Annotated in this window: 23 protein-coding genes; 6 read left to right on the top strand and 17 right to left on the bottom strand. The window is 33.6% G+C overall.

What is annotated here, in order from left to right; all coding sequences use genetic code 11:
* Nucleotides 1-6: 6 nt before the first annotated feature.
* Together A4F88_RS17975 and A4F88_RS17970 are read left to right on the top strand one after the other, a co-directional pair.
* The gene (locus A4F88_RS17975; protein WP_068844116.1) at nucleotides 7-717 is read left to right on the top strand and encodes a dioxygenase family protein; all 711 of its coding nucleotides are present in this window, start codon (nucleotides 7-9) and stop codon (nucleotides 715-717) included.
* Nucleotides 718-816: 99 nt separating this feature from the next.
* Nucleotides 817-1533 (top strand): LytR/AlgR family response regulator transcription factor, encoded by a 717-nt coding sequence (locus A4F88_RS17970; protein WP_068844115.1) that lies wholly within the window; start codon nucleotides 817-819, stop codon nucleotides 1531-1533.
* Here the strand turns inward: A4F88_RS17970 and A4F88_RS17965 are convergent, their stop codons facing one another.
* Both A4F88_RS17965 and A4F88_RS17960 read right to left on the bottom strand, forming a co-directional pair.
* Nucleotides 1534-2052, bottom strand: a complete 519-nt coding sequence (locus A4F88_RS17965; RefSeq protein ID WP_068844114.1) for a gamma carbonic anhydrase family protein — start codon at nucleotides 2050-2052, stop codon at nucleotides 1534-1536.
* A gap of 9 nt (nucleotides 2053-2061) precedes the next feature.
* Nucleotides 2062-3051: a PorP/SprF family type IX secretion system membrane protein gene (locus A4F88_RS17960; protein ID WP_068844113.1), complete on the bottom strand. Its 990-nt coding sequence runs from the start codon at nucleotides 3049-3051 to the stop codon at nucleotides 2062-2064.
* Between the two features lie 144 nt (nucleotides 3052-3195).
* Between A4F88_RS17960 and A4F88_RS17955 the strand changes: the two genes are divergently transcribed.
* The 3 genes from A4F88_RS17955 (at nucleotide 3196) to A4F88_RS17945 (ending at nucleotide 5544) form a co-directional block, all read left to right on the top strand.
* Complete coding sequence (locus A4F88_RS17955; protein WP_068844112.1) at nucleotides 3196-4095, top strand: NifU family protein; 900 nt, start codon at nucleotides 3196-3198, stop codon at nucleotides 4093-4095.
* Nucleotides 4096-4210: 115 nt separating this feature from the next.
* Nucleotides 4211-4645 carry a YtxH domain-containing protein gene (locus tag A4F88_RS17950; protein ID WP_245179165.1) on the top strand — a complete coding sequence of 145 codons (435 nt, stop codon included), beginning with the start codon at nucleotides 4211-4213 and terminating at the stop codon, nucleotides 4643-4645.
* An 86-nt stretch (nucleotides 4646-4731) separates the two neighbouring features.
* Nucleotides 4732-5544 (top strand): mechanosensitive ion channel family protein, encoded by an 813-nt coding sequence (locus A4F88_RS17945; RefSeq protein WP_068844110.1) that lies wholly within the window; start codon nucleotides 4732-4734, stop codon nucleotides 5542-5544.
* A 116-nt stretch (nucleotides 5545-5660) separates the two neighbouring features.
* Here the strand turns inward: A4F88_RS17945 and tsaB are convergent, their stop codons facing one another.
* The 7 genes from tsaB to A4F88_RS17910 all read right to left on the bottom strand — a co-directional run bounded on the left by tsaB (nucleotide 5661) and on the right by A4F88_RS17910 (nucleotide 13570).
* Complete coding sequence (tsaB, locus tag A4F88_RS17940) at nucleotides 5661-6335, bottom strand: tRNA (adenosine(37)-N6)-threonylcarbamoyltransferase complex dimerization subunit type 1 TsaB (RefSeq protein WP_068844109.1); 675 nt, start codon at nucleotides 6333-6335, stop codon at nucleotides 5661-5663.
* Nucleotides 6336-6441: 106 nt separating this feature from the next.
* Complete coding sequence (locus A4F88_RS17935) at nucleotides 6442-7734, bottom strand: efflux RND transporter periplasmic adaptor subunit (protein ID WP_068844108.1); 1293 nt, start codon at nucleotides 7732-7734, stop codon at nucleotides 6442-6444.
* 6 nt (nucleotides 7735-7740) lie between these two features.
* Complete coding sequence (locus tag A4F88_RS17930; protein ID WP_068844107.1) at nucleotides 7741-9126, bottom strand: TolC family protein; 1386 nt, start codon at nucleotides 9124-9126, stop codon at nucleotides 7741-7743.
* A gap of 81 nt (nucleotides 9127-9207) precedes the next feature.
* Entirely contained in the window at nucleotides 9208-10323 is a 1116-nt protein-coding gene (locus A4F88_RS17925; protein ID WP_068844106.1) for an efflux RND transporter periplasmic adaptor subunit, read from the bottom strand.
* Nucleotides 10324-10363: 40 nt separating this feature from the next.
* Nucleotides 10364-11629 carry an ABC transporter permease gene (locus tag A4F88_RS17920; RefSeq protein ID WP_068844105.1) on the bottom strand — a complete coding sequence of 422 codons (1266 nt, stop codon included), beginning with the start codon at nucleotides 11627-11629 and terminating at the stop codon, nucleotides 10364-10366.
* Between the two features lie 2 nt (nucleotides 11630-11631).
* Nucleotides 11632-12876 (bottom strand): ABC transporter permease, encoded by a 1245-nt coding sequence (locus tag A4F88_RS17915; protein ID WP_068844104.1) that lies wholly within the window; start codon nucleotides 12874-12876, stop codon nucleotides 11632-11634.
* Entirely contained in the window at nucleotides 12869-13570 is a 702-nt protein-coding gene (locus tag A4F88_RS17910) for an ABC transporter ATP-binding protein (protein WP_068844103.1), read from the bottom strand. The genes A4F88_RS17915 and A4F88_RS17910 overlap by 8 nt, the downstream gene beginning before the upstream one ends.
* A 175-nt stretch (nucleotides 13571-13745) precedes the next feature.
* Between A4F88_RS17910 and A4F88_RS17905 the strand changes: the two genes are divergently transcribed.
* Nucleotides 13746-15152 (top strand): DUF4403 family protein, encoded by a 1407-nt coding sequence (locus tag A4F88_RS17905; RefSeq protein ID WP_068844102.1) that lies wholly within the window; start codon nucleotides 13746-13748, stop codon nucleotides 15150-15152.
* 25 nt (nucleotides 15153-15177) lie between these two features.
* Here A4F88_RS17905 and A4F88_RS17900 read toward each other — a convergent pair whose 3' ends face one another.
* The 8 genes from A4F88_RS17900 to cyoE all read right to left on the bottom strand — a co-directional run bounded on the left by A4F88_RS17900 (nucleotide 15178) and on the right by cyoE (nucleotide 20320).
* Nucleotides 15178-15477 (bottom strand): hypothetical protein, encoded by a 300-nt coding sequence (locus tag A4F88_RS17900; protein WP_068844101.1) that lies wholly within the window; start codon nucleotides 15475-15477, stop codon nucleotides 15178-15180.
* Nucleotides 15470-16009: a DUF420 domain-containing protein gene (locus A4F88_RS17895; protein ID WP_068844100.1), complete on the bottom strand. Its 540-nt coding sequence runs from the start codon at nucleotides 16007-16009 to the stop codon at nucleotides 15470-15472. The genes A4F88_RS17900 and A4F88_RS17895 overlap by 8 nt, the downstream gene beginning before the upstream one ends.
* Nucleotides 16010-16011: 2 nt before the next feature.
* Complete coding sequence (locus tag A4F88_RS17890) at nucleotides 16012-16701, bottom strand: SCO family protein (protein WP_068844099.1); 690 nt, start codon at nucleotides 16699-16701, stop codon at nucleotides 16012-16014.
* A 10-nt stretch (nucleotides 16702-16711) separates the two neighbouring features.
* The gene (locus A4F88_RS17885) at nucleotides 16712-17353 is read right to left on the bottom strand and encodes a hypothetical protein (RefSeq protein ID WP_068844098.1); all 642 of its coding nucleotides are present in this window, start codon (nucleotides 17351-17353) and stop codon (nucleotides 16712-16714) included.
* A gap of 79 nt (nucleotides 17354-17432) precedes the next feature.
* Nucleotides 17433-17783, bottom strand: coding sequence for a cytochrome C oxidase subunit IV family protein (locus A4F88_RS17880; protein WP_053471657.1), 351 nt, complete (start codon nucleotides 17781-17783; stop codon nucleotides 17433-17435).
* 18 nt (nucleotides 17784-17801) lie between these two features.
* A complete protein-coding gene (locus A4F88_RS17875; RefSeq protein WP_068844097.1) occupies nucleotides 17802-18785 on the bottom strand; it encodes a cytochrome c oxidase subunit 3 in 984 nt (327 codons plus the stop codon).
* Nucleotides 18786-18827: 42 nt separating this feature from the next.
* Nucleotides 18828-19415, bottom strand: coding sequence for a cytochrome c oxidase subunit 3 (locus A4F88_RS17870; protein WP_068844096.1), 588 nt, complete (start codon nucleotides 19413-19415; stop codon nucleotides 18828-18830).
* Nucleotides 19416-19417: 2 nt separating this feature from the next.
* On the bottom strand, nucleotides 19418-20320 hold the full coding sequence (gene cyoE, locus A4F88_RS17865) for a heme o synthase (RefSeq protein ID WP_068844095.1): 903 nt from the start codon (nucleotides 20318-20320) through the stop codon (nucleotides 19418-19420).
* Nucleotides 20321-20369 lie beyond the last annotated feature (49 nt).

Raw genomic sequence — 20369 nt, 5'->3', positions numbered from 1 at the left:
TTAATTATGGACAGAAAAAGATTCATCCGAAATGGTTTTTTAGGAATTGCTTCACTGGCAACAGCTTCTCAATTGTTAGAATCTTGTTCTAAAAATGACAATGATCATACAGATACGGCTGCTTCCGGAGATGGGAGCTGTACAATTTCTCCATCGGAAACAAAAGGCCCCTTTCCTATTAAAACACCAAGCCAGCTGGTTTTAGAAAACATAAAATCTGACCGTGTTGGAATTGCTTTGCTTATAAATTTAGTCATTGAAAATAAAAATAATAATTGCGCTCCATTAGCCGGCGTATTAGTTGATGTCTGGCATTGCGACAAAGACGGCAATTATTCTGAATATGGCGGAACTTCTATGCAGCAAACCGATTATACTTCGGTGCATTTTTTAAGAGGAAGACAAACTACTAATACCAAAGGCGAAGTATCTTTTATTTCCATATTCCCGGGTTGGTATCAAGGCAGGGCACCACATGTTCATGTCGAAGTTTTAAGCAATAGCGGATCGTCATTACTGGTCACTCAAATTGCTTTTCCGGAGAATGTTTCGAGTACAGTATATTCGAGTGCAAACTATGCCGCTCACGGTCAGGCCGACACTTCGAACACCAAAGACAATGTTTTTTCAGATAGTCTGGCTGATGAATTAGCCACCCTAACAGGCAATTTAACAGATGGTTACACCCTAAGCAAAACCATTACTGTAAACGGATAGTTTTTATCTTATCAGTATTTTATGATAATTTTAAAACTTAAATTACTGGTTTAAAACTACTTTTGACCCTAAAACTTTTTTAAACTTAATTTCCAACAAATGAAATGTGTAATTATAGACGATGAACCTTTAGCAGTTGAGTTGCTGGAAGATTTTGTTCGAAAAGTAGATTCACTCGAATTAGTGAGTACTTTTAACAATGCAATTGATGCCGTTTCTTTTATCAATCAAAATAGTGTTGATTTGATTTTTCTGGACATCCAGATGCCACATTTCTCGGGAATTGATTTTTTAAATACGATTGAAAAAAAGCCCTTGGTAATTTTTACAACTGCTTATTCCGATTATGCTGTAGAAGGTTTTAATCTTGGAGCTGTAGATTATCTGGTAAAACCAATTCCGTTTCATCGTTTTTTAAAATCAGTTGTCAGAGCACAACAAATTTTAAATCCGGCTGCAGCAATTCAGGCTATTTCTGAAAGTACAACTGCACCAGAATTAGAGCAGGATTTTATGTTTGTCAGAGCCGAATATGAAAATGTAAAAATGAATTTTTCAGATATTCTTTTTATAGAAGGCTTAAAAGATTATGTAAAGATTTACACTACCGACAATAAGTTTACACTGACGCTGATTAGTTTAATAAAACTTGAAAATTTACTTTCAAGCAAAGGGTTTTCGCGAATTCACAGGTCTTATATTATCAATATAAAACATGTAAAATCAATACAAAAAAATAAAGTTTTGATTAGCGATAAAAGAATTCCAATTAGTGAAAGTTATAAAAATGCTTTCTTCGAAAGAATCAATTTATAATTATTCTTCGTTTTTAAACCAACCCGAATACATTACATAATTGTTCGAAATACGTTCAATTTCACCTGCAAAATCAGACTGATCAATATCTTTTACTTTTTTTGCCGGAACACCTGCATAAATAGTACCCGAAGCCACTACCGTATTTTGAGTGACCACAGCGCCTGCTGCAATAATAGAATTACTTTCTACCACACAATTGTCCATTACAATAGCGCCCATTCCTATCAATACATTGTCGTGAATCGTACAGCCGTGAACAATTGCATTATGTCCTATTGATACATTGTTTCCAATAATCGTAGGATGTTTTTGATAGGTACAATGAATAATCGCGCCATCTTGTATATTTACTTTGTTTCCTATTGAAATGAAGTTCACATCGCCACGTATAACAGCATTAAACCAAACGCTGCAGGAATCACCAAAAACAACATCACCTACAATTGTAGCATTTTCAGCAACATAACAATCCTCTGGAATCAAAGGTGTTTTTCCGTTTACAGATTTAATCAGCATAATAAAGTTTTAGTTAATTGCAGGACAATTACAGTCGTAACGTTCCTTTTTACAAAATAAATTAATTCCAAGAGTAATCTGATGGTATCCGCCTGTATCAAATTTCACATCGCCAGTAACTTGCGAATACGTATAAGCAAACATAAAATTATTGTAATTAATACCAATAATAGGTGTAATATATTGCAGTTTTTGAGCCGCTACTCCACTTGTTGTGCTGTATTGTGTACCATCAAAACTTCTTCTGTATGATAATGCTGCCCAGATACTGCCAAAATCTACGTTTTTATAGGCTTTTAAATTCAAATCTATAGATTTCTCTTTTGTCTTATCAAATACCTGAAATAATATCGAAGGTTCCCAGGTAACATTATTACGCTTTCCAAAAACATATCCGGCACTAAAAAGAAACTTTCTTAAATTGTCGCTTTCGTATTCTGTATATAATTGCCTTCTGGTTTCAAGTAATCCCTGAACTGTAGCGTGAGCATAAAAATCAAGATAATTATATGAAGCTCCAACATCAACATTAAAATAAGAGTCTTTTTGAATAGAACCAAAAACGATTGGATCAAAAGTTCCGCCAAATTTTGTCTCGTCTAACTGACTTTGAATTATACCACCACTCATACCAAATGAAAGCTGATTTAAATCTAATTCGTCTCTGGAAAACATGATATGATGTGCATAAGTAACCTTTACACCTTTTTGGGAATGATATCCGTTTTTATCATTAAAAACAATAATTCCGGCACCGGATCGTTCTCCAATTCTGCCATTAAAACTTAAAGTCTGAAGTGTTGGTGCATCTTCCTGACCAAACCATTGTTTTCTGGCTGTCAGTCTTATTTTTGCGCAATTTGCCGCACCTGCCATAGAAGGGTGAATCAAGTAATAATTATCTGATAAATAATCGGAGTAAACCGGAATTCCCTCTTGCGAGTAAGAATAAAACGAAACGATTAAGAAAAGAAATAAAACCTTGATTCTAAATTTCATAAAGGCAATTTTGTTTAAATATATTTTACACTCTTAATAATTTAATACGATTTATTTGAAAAGAGTCTTAATTATTTTATTAAAAAACCAAATATAGGTATTAGTAGAAAATAACTTTACTAAATTTGTGAAAAATTACAAATCATGACAAAAATCACCATAAAAGAAACTCAAAATCCTACCATATTAAAATTCGAATTTGAAGATTTCATTACTCAAAATCAAAACTTTGAGTTCAAAAATATAGATGAAGCACAAGCATCACCTTTAGCACAGCAATTATTTTACCTTCCGTTTGTAAAAACAGTTTATATTTCAGGAAACTTTATCGCAATCGAAAGATACAGCATTGTAGACTGGAATGATGTAAAAGAGGATGTAGCAGATCAAATTGCAGCCTTTGTAGACAAAGGTGGAGTTATTGTAAAAGCTGATGAAAACCAGGCTAAAAAGCAACCTATTACAGTTTATGGAGAAACAACTCCTAATCCTGCTGCTTTAAAATTTGTTGTAAGCAGAATGTTAACCCGTAATGCTGTTGAATACAAAAACATTGATCAAACGGCTTCTTCTCCGTTGGCACAGGAATTATTCAAATTTCCTTATGTAAAAGAGGTTTTTATTGACGAAAATTACATTTCTGTTACTAAGTACGAAATCAACGACTGGCAGGAAATCACCTTGGAATTAAGAACGTTTATCAAACAATTTATCGAAAACGGAGGAACCGTTCTGGATGAAAGCCTGATTGAAGTGACTACTAAAAACGATATTACTAAAGATGAAGCTTTTGACAAACTGGACGTTACTTCACAACAAATCATTAATATCTTAGAAGAATATGTAAAACCTGCAGTAGCTGCTGACGGTGGGAATATTGCTTTTGATTCATATAATGAAGATGACAAAACTGTAAAAGTTATTCTACAAGGAGCTTGCAGCGGATGTCCTTCATCTACTTTTACCTTAAAAAGCGGAATCGAAAATATGCTAAAAAGCATGCTAAATGACGAAGCTATTAAAGTAGAAGCTTTAAATGCATAAATTTTTATTCGATAAAAAATAAAAAGCGCCTTAAATGAGGCGCTTTTTTATTAAAAGCATATTTACTTAATTTTCAAACAATTAAACCAAATAAATGCAATAAAAATGGTTAATATTGTATTCTAAACCAATCAATATTATACCTATGGGATTATCATCATTTTTTTCAAATTTATTTGGCAAAGCCAAAGACACAACATCAGATTTGGCAACTCAAGCCGAAATTAAGCTTGAAGAAGCCAAAGAAGCAGCAGCTCCTTACATTGAAAAAGCCGAAACATTTGCAGAAGAAACTATTGCAAAAGCAAAAGAAGCTTCAGAGCCTATACTAGATAGTGCTGCAGAATATGCAACCAAGGCTAAAGACATTGTAAGCGAATATGTCGAAAAAGCATCGGATTCGATCAGTGATGTAATTGATACGGTAAAAGAAAAAACGACAGATGCTTCTGAAGCTACACAAACAGTTGTTTCGCATACTGCTGATACCAGCGAAAAAGCAGAAACAGCCATAGATGAAATCAACGATACAGCAACTGATAAGGAATAAGAACTCTTTTTCTTATCCAAAGAAATATTTATATTTGCACTACCAATATACCTTCTCATTGAGAAGGTTTTTTTTATTCAAAAAACATGAACATGAGTCCGGAACAACTTAGCAGTTACATTACTAAATTTATTGACGTATTGGTTGATTATGCTCCCAAATTAGTCTCTGCCTTTATTATCTTATTTGTTGGTATCTATGCCATCCGATTAATAAACAGAATTATTACCAAAGTAATGGTTCAGAGAAACCTGGATCCTACCTTGACAAAATTCCTTTCGGATATCTTAATATGGGCACTCCGAATTTTATTGTTTGTTACTTTTATCTCCAAACTCGGTATCGAAACTTCATCATTTGTTGCCATTTTAGGAGCAATGGGACTTGCAGTTGGTTTGTCATTACAAGGCTCGCTTTCTAACTTTGCCGGAGGAATGCTTATTATCGTTTTTAAACCTTTTAAAGTGGGTGATACGATCGAGGCACAAGGAGTGATTGCAACTGTATTAGAAATTCAGATTTTTGTAACCAAAATGCTTACAGGAAACAACCAAACGGTTTTTGTACCAAACGGAGCTTTATCGAACGGAACAATTATCAATTACTCTATGCAGGGAGAAAGAAGGGCCGACCTGACATTTTCGGTTTCTTATGACTCTGATATCAAGAAGGCAAAAGATGTTTTGCTAGAGGTTCTAAACAAGAATCCTAAAGTACTTAAAAAACCGGCACCAGAAGTTTTCGTAAAAAACCTATCGGCAAGTTCTGTAGATTTTGCAGTACGTCCATGGGCAAAAAATGCTAATTACGGGGCTGTTTTCTCTGAAACTTTAGAAAATTGTAAAACAGCTTTAGACGAAGCAGGTATCTCTGTTCAGCCGTTTACACTTCAAAAATAAATGAAGTTTTTTTTACAAGGATTGAAAAACGTTACTAAAACAAAAGAGAATAATTGATTTCAGCATTAAGAGTTTTATACTTAATCTCTTAATGCTGAAATAAAAAATAAATAGTTTTATTGTTTTTTTGATGGAGGTGCCATCATAAAATCTTTTAAATAATAAGGTTCAAAATAAGCGACATCTACCGTGTCGCTTTTTTGGTATTTATCATAGCTAATCTTGCTCATTGCAGATGCTGAAGGGTATTTGATTTCTTCTAAAAAGACAAAATTTTCTTTTGTTAAAATCGGCTTGCACTTCTCTGCACAATCACCAACAAAATAGATTGTTTCTGTATAGCCTGTAAAAGATTCTTCGGTAATTATTTCTGCCTGAATTGCTCTTTCTACTTCTAAGCTGGCATTAAAAATTTCGCTGTACACTTCCATTCGTCGTGCATCCAGCATTGGAATAATTTTACCATCTGAAACCTGAGCCTGAGAAGCCAGAGTTTGCAATGTATCAACAGCAATTAACGGAATGTTTAATGCAAAACACAATCCTTTTGCAGCAGAAACACCAATTCGTAAACCAGTATAAGATCCCGGACCCTGACTTACTGCTACTGCAACTAAATCCTGAACTGAAATTCCTGATTCTGCAATAACTTCTTCAATAAAAACATGTAGTTTTTCGGCATGCGAATACCCTTCTTCAGCGATTTCTTTACACAAAATAGTTTCTCCATTTTTAGCAATTGAGACTGAACAATTTTTGGTCGCTGTTTCGATATTGAGAATAAAAGACAATGTGTTTATTTTTTAAAATTAATTATTATGTAACTCCAAGCAAAGTCGAATCTCTATCAAGTCTTCGACTTTGCTCTGAGTGATAATATCTTTAGAGATATTTTATTTATTTCTTAGCAGAATCTGCTTTCTTAAGTTTTACTTTATCTCCTGAGTTTAAGTCTTTAGAAACAGTCGTATAAGGCCCTGTAATAACAACATCACCCGTTTTTAATCCTGATGTCACTTCGATATTAGTATCATCCTGAATTCCTGTTTTAATGATCCTGATCTTGGCTTTATCTCCTACTTTTACAAAAACACATTCGAATTTTTTATCACTTTTCGGAGCTGCTTTCTTATCTTCTTTAGGATCTTCTACTTTAAAATCTTTTACAGCAGTTGTATCTGATTTTACTACTACAGAACTAATTGGCACTGCCAGAACATTATTTTTAGTTCTTGTAATAATATCCACTGTCGCTGTCATTCCCGGTCTAAATGGAGAATAAGAACTTGGTTGTCCTTCTAATAAGTCCTGATATGATTCTTTCAGGATGCGAACTTTAACTTTAAAATTAGTTACCTGATCTGAAGTTAATGTTGTACTTGCTGAGTTAGAAATACTAGTTACGACACCTTTAAATTTCTTTTTTAAATAAGCATCTACTTCAACATTGGCTTCATCACCAATTTTTACTTTAACAATGTCATTTTCGTTTACATCTACTTCAACTTCCATGTTGTTCAGGTTAGCTACTCTTAAAAGCTCCGTTCCGGCCATTTGTTGTGTTCCTAAAACACGTTCACCCAATTCAACATTTAAAACAGAAATTGTTCCGTCAGCAGGGGCATAAATTAAGGTACGTCCTAAATTATCTTTGGCTTCAGTTACAGATGCCGTAGCACTTTGAACATTATAGTAAGAACTTTGTCTGGTTGCTTTTGCTACTTCATAAGTCGAAATCGCCTTATCCCAGTCAGATTTAGAAATTACACCTTTATCATATAATGTTTTGTTACGTTCGTAACTTGCTTTAGCTTCTTTATAACTTGCCTCAGATTGTGTTAAACTGGCTTTTGTTCCTGATAAATTGGCTACTGAACGTTCTAATCCTGAAGTATACAAATCAGGGTTGATCTTAACCAATAGATCTCCTTTTTTAACAACTTGTCCTTCTTTTACATTCAGGGCAATAATCTCTCCCGAAACCATTGAGGAAAGTTTTACCTCTATTTCCGGTTGGATTTTACCTGTTGCCGAAACAGTTTCAACAATTGTTGAAGCTAATACTTTTGAAATCTCTACTTCTTTTCCTTCATCCTTATTTCCTACAACTCCTGCTTTCGAAAGACTAATCAACGCTACAATAATAACTAATGCACCACCTAATAAGAAATAAACTGTTTTTTTTGACATAATGAATTATTTTGTAATAATTGGGACAATTGGAATTCCAAAGTAGAATTCAAGTATTTTTATTTTAAACATGTAATCGTATTTTGTTCTGATAACATCTGACTGTGCATTGGTTAACAATGTCTGTGCTTGTGTAAAATCAAATGAATTCATCAAACCTACATCATACTTTTCTTTAGCATAATTGTAAGCCTGTTGTCTTGCCTCTAAAGTTACTGTCGATGATTCGTGAGCATTTAGCGCTCCTTTTGCATCTGTAAAAGCAGTATAAACGTTACGTTGCAAATCTAAACTTTTTTGTTCTAAATCTATTTTAGATTTCTCTAAAGTTACTTTATTACGCTCTACATTATTTCTGGCTGAAAATCCGTTAAAAATTGGAACATTCAATTGAAAACCAAAATTGTGTCCTTTATTGTCACTAAACTGATCTAAAACTGAATGTGGTGCTGCATAGATAGGATTTCCGCTACCATCAGTTCCTACAAGTCTGTCGCTATAACTCGCACTTGTACTAAATGCGTAAAACCCTCTAAGTGTAGGCTGATAAGCTCCTCTTGCAATAGCAACATTTTTTTCTGCAATCTCAAGATTGGTCTGAGCCAGTTTTAATTCAGTTCTTATTTCTTTGGCTTTATTGTAAATATCTACCGGGTTTTGCGCCATGATGTTATTTTCATCTTTTGCATTGGTATCATCTACTACATCAAAATCTGTAAATTCTTTTAATTGTAAAAGCTGAGCAAGACTCAGTTTAGAAATTAACAAACTATTTTCAGCAACAATAATAGCCTGCTGATCTGTTGCTGCAGTAGCCTTCAGGTCATATAAATCTCCACGGGGGATTGTTCCGGCACTGACCATTTCTTCTGAACGTGCCAATCGTTTTTGATCGATAGACAATTGTTCTTTTTTAACTTTTAAATTCTCTTTATTAAAAAGGATTTCTAAAAATGCATTAGCTACATTCAGCGAAATATCTTCCTGCATTTTTAAAAGTTGATATTGTGATGCAATTATAGAAAGTTTAGCTCTCCTGTAAGCATTTTGGTTTTGAAGACCTTTATAGATATCAACTCCAGCATTTACACCCAATGAAGAATATTGAGTGGTTTGTGTTGTTGCAATATTCGTAACCGGGTTTACGTTCAAACCAATATTCCAGGAGTGCGAGGCATTTCCATTTACCGATGGAAGATAACTTCCAAATGCCCCTTTTTTATCAATATCAGCACTTTTTACATCAAGTTCTGATAGTTTTACTTTGATATTATTATCTAAAGCATATCGTACGCACTCTTCTAATGTCCATTTTTTTGATTGTCCCTGAGCTGACAAACCAACCCCAAATAAAAGGGCTAAAACAAGACTATTATATTTATTTATTTTCATATATTTTGAATGAAAGCACAGCAGAAAAAGCTATGCAAATTTAACATTTTTTAAACCTCAAAAACCTTTTATAGTTTCAAATTATTTTTTCTCTCCTTCGGTTATTAATCCCTGGTTCCAGATCTTAATTTTATCAGTGGCTTTAACACCGCTTTTAACATGCACATAAATTCCGTCGCTTACTCCTAAAACAAGATCTCTTCTTTGAAATTTCTGAGGAGCTGTTTCAACTTCTACGTATGGTTTTTGTGTGTTTTTATCAAACTGAACCAATGATTCTTTAATTGCCAGAACTTTATCTGCTTTTTCAAGAATAATAGAAGCATTCGCGCTTAAACCGGCTCTGATAAAGGTAGCATCTTTATTTTCTAATCTGGCTTTTATTTCAAACTGAATTGCTCCGTTTTCTACAACACCTTTTGGCGCTATATCTGTTAAAAATGCATCGAATTTTTTATTTTCGATAGCTCCAACTGTAATTTCAATTGGCATTTTTTCTTTAATTTTCCCTACTTCAGATTCATCTATTTTTCCAATAAAAATCATTCTTCCAACATCTGCTACACTTGCAATTGTAGTTCCTTCATTAAAATTATTACTTTCAATAACCTGATTCCCAACTTTTACAGGAACAGCCAACACCATTCCGTTTACTGTTGAGCGAATTAAGGTATTGGCATAATTTCCTAATGAAGTCGTTGTTCCGGTTTTTACAATATCAAGACTTTGTTTTGCTGCCAGATAATTTTGTTTTGCCTGTTTATATGCTAATTGGGCTGCATCAAAATCATTTGCAGAAATTACATCTTTATCAAATAAAGTTTTTTGTCTTTGATAAATTTTCTCCTGATTATCTAAAGCAATTTTTGCTGTCTGTACCTGATTCTGAGTACTGCTCACATTCGATACGTTTGCCACCACTCTAATTTTAGCAATCATATCTCCTGCTTTGATTTTCTCTCCTGCTTTGATATACACTTCTTCAATAATACCTGAAATATTTGGTTTGATGAGGACTTCTTCATCAGGCTGAATGTTACCAGTAGCAATTGTGTTTTTTACGATTGTTTTAATCTCTGCTTTTTCCGTTTTAAAGACAATTGGAGATTCTTGATTCTTAGCATACAAATAGTAAAGTGCGCCAAAAAAAACTATAGCAATAAAGATTAAAATGGTTACGGTTACTCCTTTTTTCATTTTGTTTTTTGGTTTAATCGATTATATTTTGATTGATAATTTATTCTGTTCGTAAAGCATCTATAGGCTTTACATTAATTGCGGTTTGAGCGGGAATTAATCCTGCCAGCAAACCAGATCCTACTAATATTATTAAGGCTACAAATACAACTCCTAAATCTACACTTGGACTTGCAAACATAGTATCATTTCCTGGTGGCATCGAATCCAGCGCCATATTCAGTAATGCTATAATTCCGGTTGCAACAGCAATACCAAACATTCCCGAAATAATGGTTAAGAATATAGACTCTGTCAAAATCTGTCCACGAATTGCTGCCGGAGTAGCTCCTAAGGCTCTTCGAATTCCAATTTCTTTGGTACGTTCTTTAACTACAATAAGCATGATATTCGAAATACCAATTACTCCTGAAATTAAAACTAAGCTTCCGACAAAGTAAGCAATAACCTGCAAAATATTAAATAAACTTTGAACTTTATTGAATTGTTCATACAAATCAAAATTTCCAACTGCCCTGTCATCTTTAGGATTTACAGAATGAAGTGCTTTAATAAGTTCTAAAATTTTTGGTTTCAGATCTGTTATCGAAGTTTCATCTTTTGCAGTAAGCGCCATCCATCCTACTTTATCCCCAAAATTAAAGGCTTGTTGAAAAGTAGTAAAAGGTATAAATATATTCTTTTGCTCCTGTTCTGCATTTCCTCCTTGTTGCTTGGATTTATAAACCCCGACAACCATGAAATTGATACCATTAATTTTAATATAAGTTCCTATAGCTTCTTCTTCTTTTCCATAAAGCTCGGTAATAACACCTTTTCCAATTACACAAACTTTTCTTTTCCCATCAATATCCTTCTGATTTACAAATCTTCCCTGAATAATATCCATAGGCTGCTGTTTAATCAGCTCGGGATAATCTCCATAAATTGTAAATGCTGCTGTTTTTGTACCACGAACCACATTATTAGATCCGTTAAAATCTCCTAACTGGTTTCTTGGCGACACATACAACAGGTCTGGCAATGCAGCCTTTAAAGCTGTAACGTCACTATTTCTAAAATCATAACGACGGGTTTTTGGCAATCCTTTATAAGCTTTTGATGTTGTCTGACTCCACATAAACATGGTATTAGTCGCAATTCCGTCAAAACCTTTTTTTACGCCATTCTCTAAACCTTTTCCGGCGGCAAGTAATATGACTAAAATAAATATCCCCCAAAACACTCCAAATGCAGTTAGAATTGTTCTAAAAACATTGGCTGTTAAAGCCTGTAAAATCTCATCCCAATTATCTTTACTAAACATAATTATTCATCTCTAAGTGCTACAATAGGTTTAATTTTGGCGGCTCTGTATGCTGGAAAAAATCCTGCCAAAGCACCGGCAAATACAAGCAAAACCAAGGTGGTCAAAGCCACACTAAAATCAACCTGAGGATTTCTGAAATATTCACTTTGCACCATTGGTCCAACGAATTCTAATAATAACAAACTAGCCAATAAACCAACAAAACCGGCAATCGTAGTAATAAAAATAGATTCATGAAGAATCATCGAAATAATAGAAAATGGTGATGCACCAAGTGCTTTTCTGATTCCGATCTCTTTAGTTCTTTCTTTCACTATAATAAGCATGATATTACTTACTCCCACTACTCCGGCAATAATTGTACAGATTCCTACCCACCAGAAAAACAATCTGATATAAAGGTTCAGATCATAGAATTGTTTCGCATCTTTTACAGAATTATAAGCATTGATTCCGCTATCATCATCAGGCGCTACGACATTTTTACTTCTTAATAAAGCTTTTAAATCCTGTGTGAATTTTTCGGATTGTGCTAGTGCTTCGTCATAATCTTTTGTCTTTTTTAAGGTAAAAAACAAATTACTTATTTTATCTCCTCCGCCATAAGCTCTTTGCACTGTTGTTTTAGGCAGATAAGCTCTGGCTTCTTCTCGTTCTCCTCCCGGATCTGTAAAAACTCCTACTACTTTAAAATTGACATTATTAATCGAAATTTCTTTCCCCAAAGGATCTTTATCTTTAAACAGATCCGTTTTGATTTTCATTCCAATCGTTGCCACTTTTTCATTATTAGCTAAATCATTACTATTTATGAAACGTCCCTGAACAATTACAATATTCTCTACAGCACCATAATCAGGATCTACACCTCTGTATTGATAACTTCCGGATTCTTTTCCATAAGAAAATGCACCTCCCCAGAAATTATATGTTGCAGCGCGTAAATCCAGTTTGTCTCCAAATTTCTGAACGGATTGTGAATAATCACTATTTCTGAACTGAATTTGTCTTCCTGGATTTAATCCTTTGTACTGTTTTGCTGTTGTACCCGACCAAACTTCAATAAGACCCGCGGCATCGCGCTCAAATTGTTTTTCGATTCCGTTTTGAAGCCCTTTACCTGCACCAAGTAAAATCACTAAAATAAAAATTCCGGATGCCACAGAAATTCCAGTCAGGAATGTCCTTAACCGGTTTTTAGAGATGGCCTCAAATATTTCCTGCCAACGCTCAATATTAAACATAAGATGAAGCTCTAACTTGTTCTACCTTTTTATCATCGATAATTAATCCGTCTTTCAGGACTACATTTCTTTTGCACATTGCAGCAATATCAGGTTCGTGTGTAACGATCAAAATGGTTTTACCTTCATCGTTAATTCCCTGAATAAGTTCCATAACTTCATAAGAAGTTTTTGTATCCAATGCTCCTGTTGGCTCATCTGCCAGTAAAACTTTTGGATTTGACGCTAAGGCTCTCGCAATAGCAACACGTTGTTTTTGACCTCCGGAAAGCTCATTTGGCAAGTGGTGAGAATGCGAGCCTAAACCTACTTTCTCCAGATATTTCATCGCAATATCATAACGTTCTTTTCTCTTAATACCCTGATAATACAAAGGCATCGCAACATTATCCAGTGCTGTTTTATAATTGATTAAATTGAATGACTGAAACACAAATCCCAAAAATTTATTTCGGTATTTTGAAGCTATTGTTTCGTTTAAATTTTTAATGGGTGTTTTGTCTAAAATATAACTACCAGAATCAGCTTCATCCAGAATTCCTAAAATATTTAAAAGCGTTGATTTACCAGATCCGGATGATCCCATAATTGCAACCAACTCGCCTTCTTCGATATTAAAATTAATCCCTTTTAACACATGTAACTGTGAACTTCCCATTTTATAGGACTTATGCAAATCTTTGATTTCGATCATGGTATTGTTAAATTTTAAAACAATAATAACATTTTTATTAAGTGATTTATTATAAGAAAACGTTAATACTTCCGTTTTGTTTCTGAATAAGACTCAATTGTTTATCAATTGTTACACTTTTTTAAGATAATATAATTGTTTTCTTAATTTTGTTGCACTCAAAAAAATCTTAATGATGAAGTTTTTATCCAAAATCTCTTTATTTGCGCTACTTGCGACGCTAATTAGCTGCTCTACATCTCAAAAATTAGAAACGTTAAAACCGGAACCAGATGACGCAAGTCCGTTAGTTTATGACGCAAATCCTTCTTTCATCAATTTACCTATTACAGTAAAACTTGCTGATATAGAAAATCAAACCAACGCATTGCTTAACGGATTAATTTATGAAGACAATAATATTGATGATGATGACATCGAAATGAAAATCTGGAAACAGGCTCCCATAAAAATTCAAAATGATCCAAATAGTCCGGATAAAAAAATAAAAACAATCCTGCCATTAAAAGCGACGATCAAATACAGAATTGGAACAAAAAAATTAGGCGTTGAACTTTACGACACCAGAGAGTTTAATCTAAATGGTGTTATCACATTATCCAGTGAAGTGGCACTGACGAATTGGAAGCTAAGCACCAAAACCGAATTCAAATCGTTAGACTGGAACGAAAGTCCAACAATGTTAGTTTTTGGCAAAAGCATGCCAATTACTTATTTAGTAAACCCTGCGATTTCTATTTTTAAGTCTAAAATTGAAAAGAAAATTGATGAGGCAATCGAAAAATCAATGGATTTTAAACCAAACGTTCTTTCGGCTTTAGAAAAAATATGTACCCCTTTTCAAATGAGTGATACTTATGAAAGCTGGCTAAGAATTGTTCCTGTTGAGATTTATTCTACAAATGCAAAGCTCAAAAATGATTCGTTTTTATTAGACATGGGAATGAAATGCAATATGGAAACTATTGTAGGGAAACAACCGGAATCTAAATTTAATGCCAATAAAATTGTATTAAAACCTGTTACTAAAATTCCAAATCAAATTTCTGCAAATATCGCTGCTATTTCAACTTATATTGATGCTTCAAAAATCATGACTAAGAATTTTGCCGGACAGGAATTTGGATCCGGAAGCAAGAAGGTAACAGTAAAAAATGTTTCTATCTGGCATAAAAATGGCAAAATGGTTATTGCACTTGATGTTTTAGGATCTATCAACGGGACTCTTTATTTAAACGGATTTCCACAATATAATCCACAGATCAAGGAAATCTATTTTGATAAATTAGATTATGTTTTAGACACAAAAAGCAAACTCATGCGAACTGCAAGCTGGCTGGGTCAGGGTTATATTTTAAGAAAAATGGAGGAAAGCTGTCGTTATTCTATTCAGCCTAACTTAGAGGAGGGCAAAAAAAGCATGGCAGCATATCTTAAAAATTATTCTCCAATGCCTGGTGTTTTTGTAAACGGAAAGATGGAAGACATTCAATTCGATAAAATTCAGCTAACCAATCAAGCTATAATTGCTTTTATAAAAATAAACGGAACAGTGAATGTTTCCGTTGATGGATTGAAGTAAAACATAAAAAAAAGCAGAATAATAATTATTCTGCTTTTTTCTTTTTAGACTGATACATTCTATAAATTAAATATCCAATTACAGCAACCAACAAATACGGAATCACCATCAAATAAACGATTCCGTTATTTACTGCTTCTGCTTTCTTTACATTTGAGTCTCCGGAAAGAGCAGCACGGCACATAGCGCATTGAGCGCTGGCTTCCAGAGAAAAGAAAATAGAGAAAAGAACATAGAAGAATTTCGTTGAGAAAAAATTCACCAGTACGCTTCTATTTGCTTTTATTTTTTCTTTATTCTTTATTCTATTTTCCATTTTAAGCATAATAAGGAGAAATCATTAAGTAAACTACAACACCTGTAACCGCAACATACAACCAAAGTGGAAAAGTTATTTTAGCAATTTTTCTATGTCGGTCAAAACGTTTTGCCAAAGCTCTGACATAAGTAATTAGTACTAAAGGAATAATCGCAATAGATAATAAAATGTGTGTTACTAAAATAAAAAAGTATACATAGCGAATAATACCTTCACCACCAAATTTCGTAGAATCAGCGGTCATATGGTATGCTACGTACATCACCAAAAAGGCAACCGAAAGAGCAATTGCAAAGGTCATTAAACGTTCGTGGAGTTTTTGTTTTCCGTTTTTAATAGCAATTACTGCCCAAATTAAAACAATAGCCGTAATGCCATTTGTTGTTGCATAAATTGGAGGCAAAAACGAAAGTGGCTCTACATTGATTCCGAAATCTTTTAATTTGACCCCGAATAAGATTGCTACAACAACCGGGATAACAATTGAAACTGCAACAATAAGTTTACTGTATTTTTTTTCTAATGAATGATCTTCCATTTTTATTCTGCTAATAATATTTTAATATCTTCCTGAATTTCTCTTACGCCTTTTTTGTCAAGCCCGTCATAATAGATATTTGGGTTTCCAAATTCATCTTTTCTGCAACGGATATTTCCATCTTTATCTATTAAAGCAAATAATCCTGAATGCTCAAAACCTCCGCTTACTTTAGAATTTTCTCCGGCGTACAAATTGAATCCTTTATTAGACAAATCCATAATAGTAGCTCTATCTCCGGTTAAGAAATTCCATGTTGATGATTTTACGCCCAATAATTTAGCATGATCCTTTAATACTTTTGGTGTATCATGAACAGGATCTATCGTGATCGAAACAATACCAAAATTAGGATTTCCGAAAAAAGTTTTTTCAATTTCCAGCATGCTCAAATTCATTTTTGGGCAAATAGAAGGGCAAGTAGTAAAAAAGAATTCCAAAACATATACCTTTCCTTTATAGGTTTCGTTTGAAATTTTAGCATTATCCTGATTGGTTAGTTCAAATTTTGGAGCAGGACCAATTTTCATTAGTTTCCCGTCAGATTTTGACGTTTTTAATCCAACATTATCCAAACGATTTCCTTTGACTACTTCACCATTTGTAACTCTGTCTACTATTTTTGGAACAGCATAAATTCCGAAGATTAGAATTATAAACGAAATTCCGATATATGATTTATTTTTAAACATGATATAACAATTAAAGTTCTTTTGTAGCGTTGTGGTTCTTTTTTAGAGCAGCACGATATTCGTATAAAATGATTTTAAAATCATCCAGCATTTCATTGCTTAGCTCTGAAGGATGAAAAGTATTGTATCCTTCCTTGTATTCATCTTTATCTTTACGACCTCTTAGGTTTCTTTCTTTATCGACGATATAAACATTTGGAGTTCCAAGATTCTGATCTAGTTTACCTTTTAAATGCAACTGATCGTAAAACACTTTAATAGCTTCTGGAGAAGCAAACACAAAATGCCAACCTGAAACATCTGTAAAAGCTCCTAAGGATTCTATTATTTTCTGCGCATCATTTTCAGTTCCTAAAGGACAAACTACAACAAACTGCAGATCTTTAAAACCATTATAACGCTGATAAATTTTTTCGTTTAGATTAAAGAAGTTACCTCTGTTTTTTAATATTTCGGAACCTGAAAAACCAAGAATAGTGATTTTATCATTCAAAGTCACTTTTTCTCCTTTAAGAGATTTCCAATCGCCCAGATCAGCAACTTTTGGTGTTATTACAGGAAGTTTAGTAAAGCTATTTACACCAGAAGCAAAGAACAAATAGGCTACAATGGGCAAAACAAAAAGTACAAAGAGAACTATATTTTTTTTCATTTTATTGACCGGAGGTTAATGAGGTACAAAAATAAAAAAAGCTCCGCAAAACGGAGCTTCTTTTCGAATTAATATCATGTTAAAAATTCCATTTAATAGTAGAATCTTTAAAAACCCCATAAATATAATGTCCTTCTGTCAATAGAATAAACAATAAATATAAAACTAGGAAAATAACTGGTGAAACAACAGACCATCTAAGGCTGCTTTTTTCACCTTCCATGTGCATAAATGCCCATACTATATAATAAGCTTTGAATATTGTAAGGATATAAAATATCCAGTTCAATAAATTCAACCCTACAAAATGATTAAACTCTAAAACTCCAGGCTTGTAAATTCCAAGAATAACTTCTACTGTAGTTACTACTGATAATAAAGCAAAAACAAACCAGATTCTTTTTGTATTTGATACGTGCTCGTGTGACATAATAATTAAAATCTAAAATTAAACTAAGTAGAAAACTGTAAATACAAATACCCAAACTAAGTCAACGAAGTGCCAGTATAAACCAACTTTCTCTACCATTTCGTAGCTTCTTCTTTTTTCGTAAGTCCCTAACAATACATTAAAGAAAATAATGATATTGATGATAACTCCTGAGAATACGTGGAATCCGTGGAATCCTGTAATGAAGAAAAAGAAATCAGCAAATAATTTACTTCCGTACTCGTTTCTTGTCAAGTTCGCTCCTTCTACTACATATTTTGCCTGACTTAAACGAGCTTCAGATTCTGCTCTTGTCAAAACTGTTTTTTTCTTTTCAGCTGTAAGGTGCTCAGTTCTGATTAATAACTCAGGATGTGCTTTAAAACCAGCCTGAATATCAGCTACTGAATATGTAGGTACTGTTTCAGCACTTTCCATAAACCATTTAGCTTTTGATCTTGTAAGTTCTTCCGGTTGATTTGGCAATTTCACAGCAAACTCTTCAAGAGCAACTCTTTTTCCATCTTTATCAACAAACTGCAATAAACTTCCTCCAACTGTTTCAACTGCACCGTACTCACCTTTAATGAAGTTTTTCCACTCCCAAGCCTGAGAACCCACGAAAATTAAACCTCCAATAATAGTTAAGAACATATAAATTGCAACCTTTGTTTTTTTCAATTGGTGACCTGCATCAACAGCCAAAACCATTGTTACAGATGAGAAAATCAAAATAAAAGTCATTAAGGCTACATAATACATTGGAGCCGCAACACCATGCATAAATGGGAAGTGAGTAAACACTTCATCAGCCAAAGGCCAGGTTTCAATAAATTTAAATCTAGAAAAACCATAAGCAGCTAGAAATCCAGAAAATGTTAAGGCATCTGATACGATGAAAAACCACATCATCATTTTACCATAACTTGCTCCTAATGGCTGGATATCTCCGCCTCCCCAAGTTTTTTCGTCGTTATTTGCAGTAGTAACTGTCGCTTCCATAAAAGATATTCGTTAAAAAGTTCCCAAATTTACGTTTTTTTCTTATTTAAAGAAATATAAAAATAAAAATAAATATACCCACAATAAATCTAAAAAATGCCAATACATCGCACCTAGTTCTATACCAAGAGTTTGAGTCGAATTGTATTTTTGTTTAAAATGATTATAAATTATAATTAAAAGTGAAATTAATCCTCCAGCCAAGTGTAATAAGTGTGTAACGGTTACTACATAAAGAAAAGTTGTAGTAATTGAACTACCTTCTCCAGTAAAATAATAACCACTTTTTACGATTTGCCCAAAACCGGCAAATTGTAAAACCACAAACAGAATTCCTAATGCTAAAGTTCCTAAAAGTAATGCTGTAGTAGCGCTTCTGTTATCTTTTTGAATTGCTTTTTTAGCCAGGTAAAAAGTAACACTGCACCCTATAATAACAGCCGTACTATAATAAAATGCGCTTGGCAATTCAAAATTCTTCAACCAGTCGGCTCTTGATTTACTTACTACGAATGCACTTGTAAGTCCTGCAAACATCATGGTCATACTAACCATTGCGAATAGTAAAATCAGCTTTGCCGATTTTGACTTCCTTACTTGTTCCTCACCTGTTGTCATTGTCATTTCCATAACTATCTTAAAAATTTATCAACTATAAATACGATTTGAAGGAGCGAAATATATGAAACACTCACCAGCATCAGGGTTCTTGCTGCTTTTGCTGTTCGCAGTTGATATAATTTCACTGCATAAAACAACATCCACAAACCTAACAAAAACACTATAATAGCAGCAATTGGCGTAATAAACAACTGTCCTGTATATCCCAGAACTGGTAGTAACGATGCTATAATAAGCCAAATTGTATATAAAATCACCTGCAAAGCGGTTCCTTTATCTTTTTTTCCTGTTGGCAACATAAAGATTCCTGCTTTCTCATAATCTTCATATAAGAACCATCCAATAGCCCAAAAATGAGGGAATTGCCAGAAAAACTGAATTAAAAACAATGTTCCTGCTTCGATGCCAAATTCTCCTGTTGCAGCAACCCAGCCCAACATAAACGGAATTGCTCCCGGAAAAGCTCCCACAAATACGGATAAAGAAGTTACTGTTTTTAAAGGAGTATAAATACTCGTGTATAAGAATATTGAAATTGCGGCAAACATTGCTGACTTTGCATTAATGGTGTACAACAATGTAACTCCAATAATCGTAAGCAAACTTGCAACAAACAAAGCCATTTTTGGTGACATACGTCCTGAAGGAACCGGACGATTTTTGGTTCGGTCCATCAAAGAATCAATATCTTTTTCGATCACCTGATTAAAGGCATTTGAAGCTCCAACCATACAATATCCACCTATTGCCAAAACCGCCAACACACTCCATTTAAAAGGATGCGCAGCATTGACTCCTAATAAATATCCTGCAATTGAAGAAAACAATACACTGATTGCTAAACCAGCTTTAGTAATCTCCTTGAAATCTGTAAATATTGATTTTATTGAAAATGTATTTTTAGTAGCGTTCAATACAGTAATTGTTTGTATGTTTTTTTGAGTGGTGCAAATGTACAAATTA

Source organism: Flavobacterium chilense (assembly GCF_001602525.1).
GTDB lineage: Bacteria > Bacteroidota > Bacteroidia > Flavobacteriales > Flavobacteriaceae > Flavobacterium > Flavobacterium chilense.
This window is presented reverse-complemented; position numbering and strand designations above follow the sequence as displayed.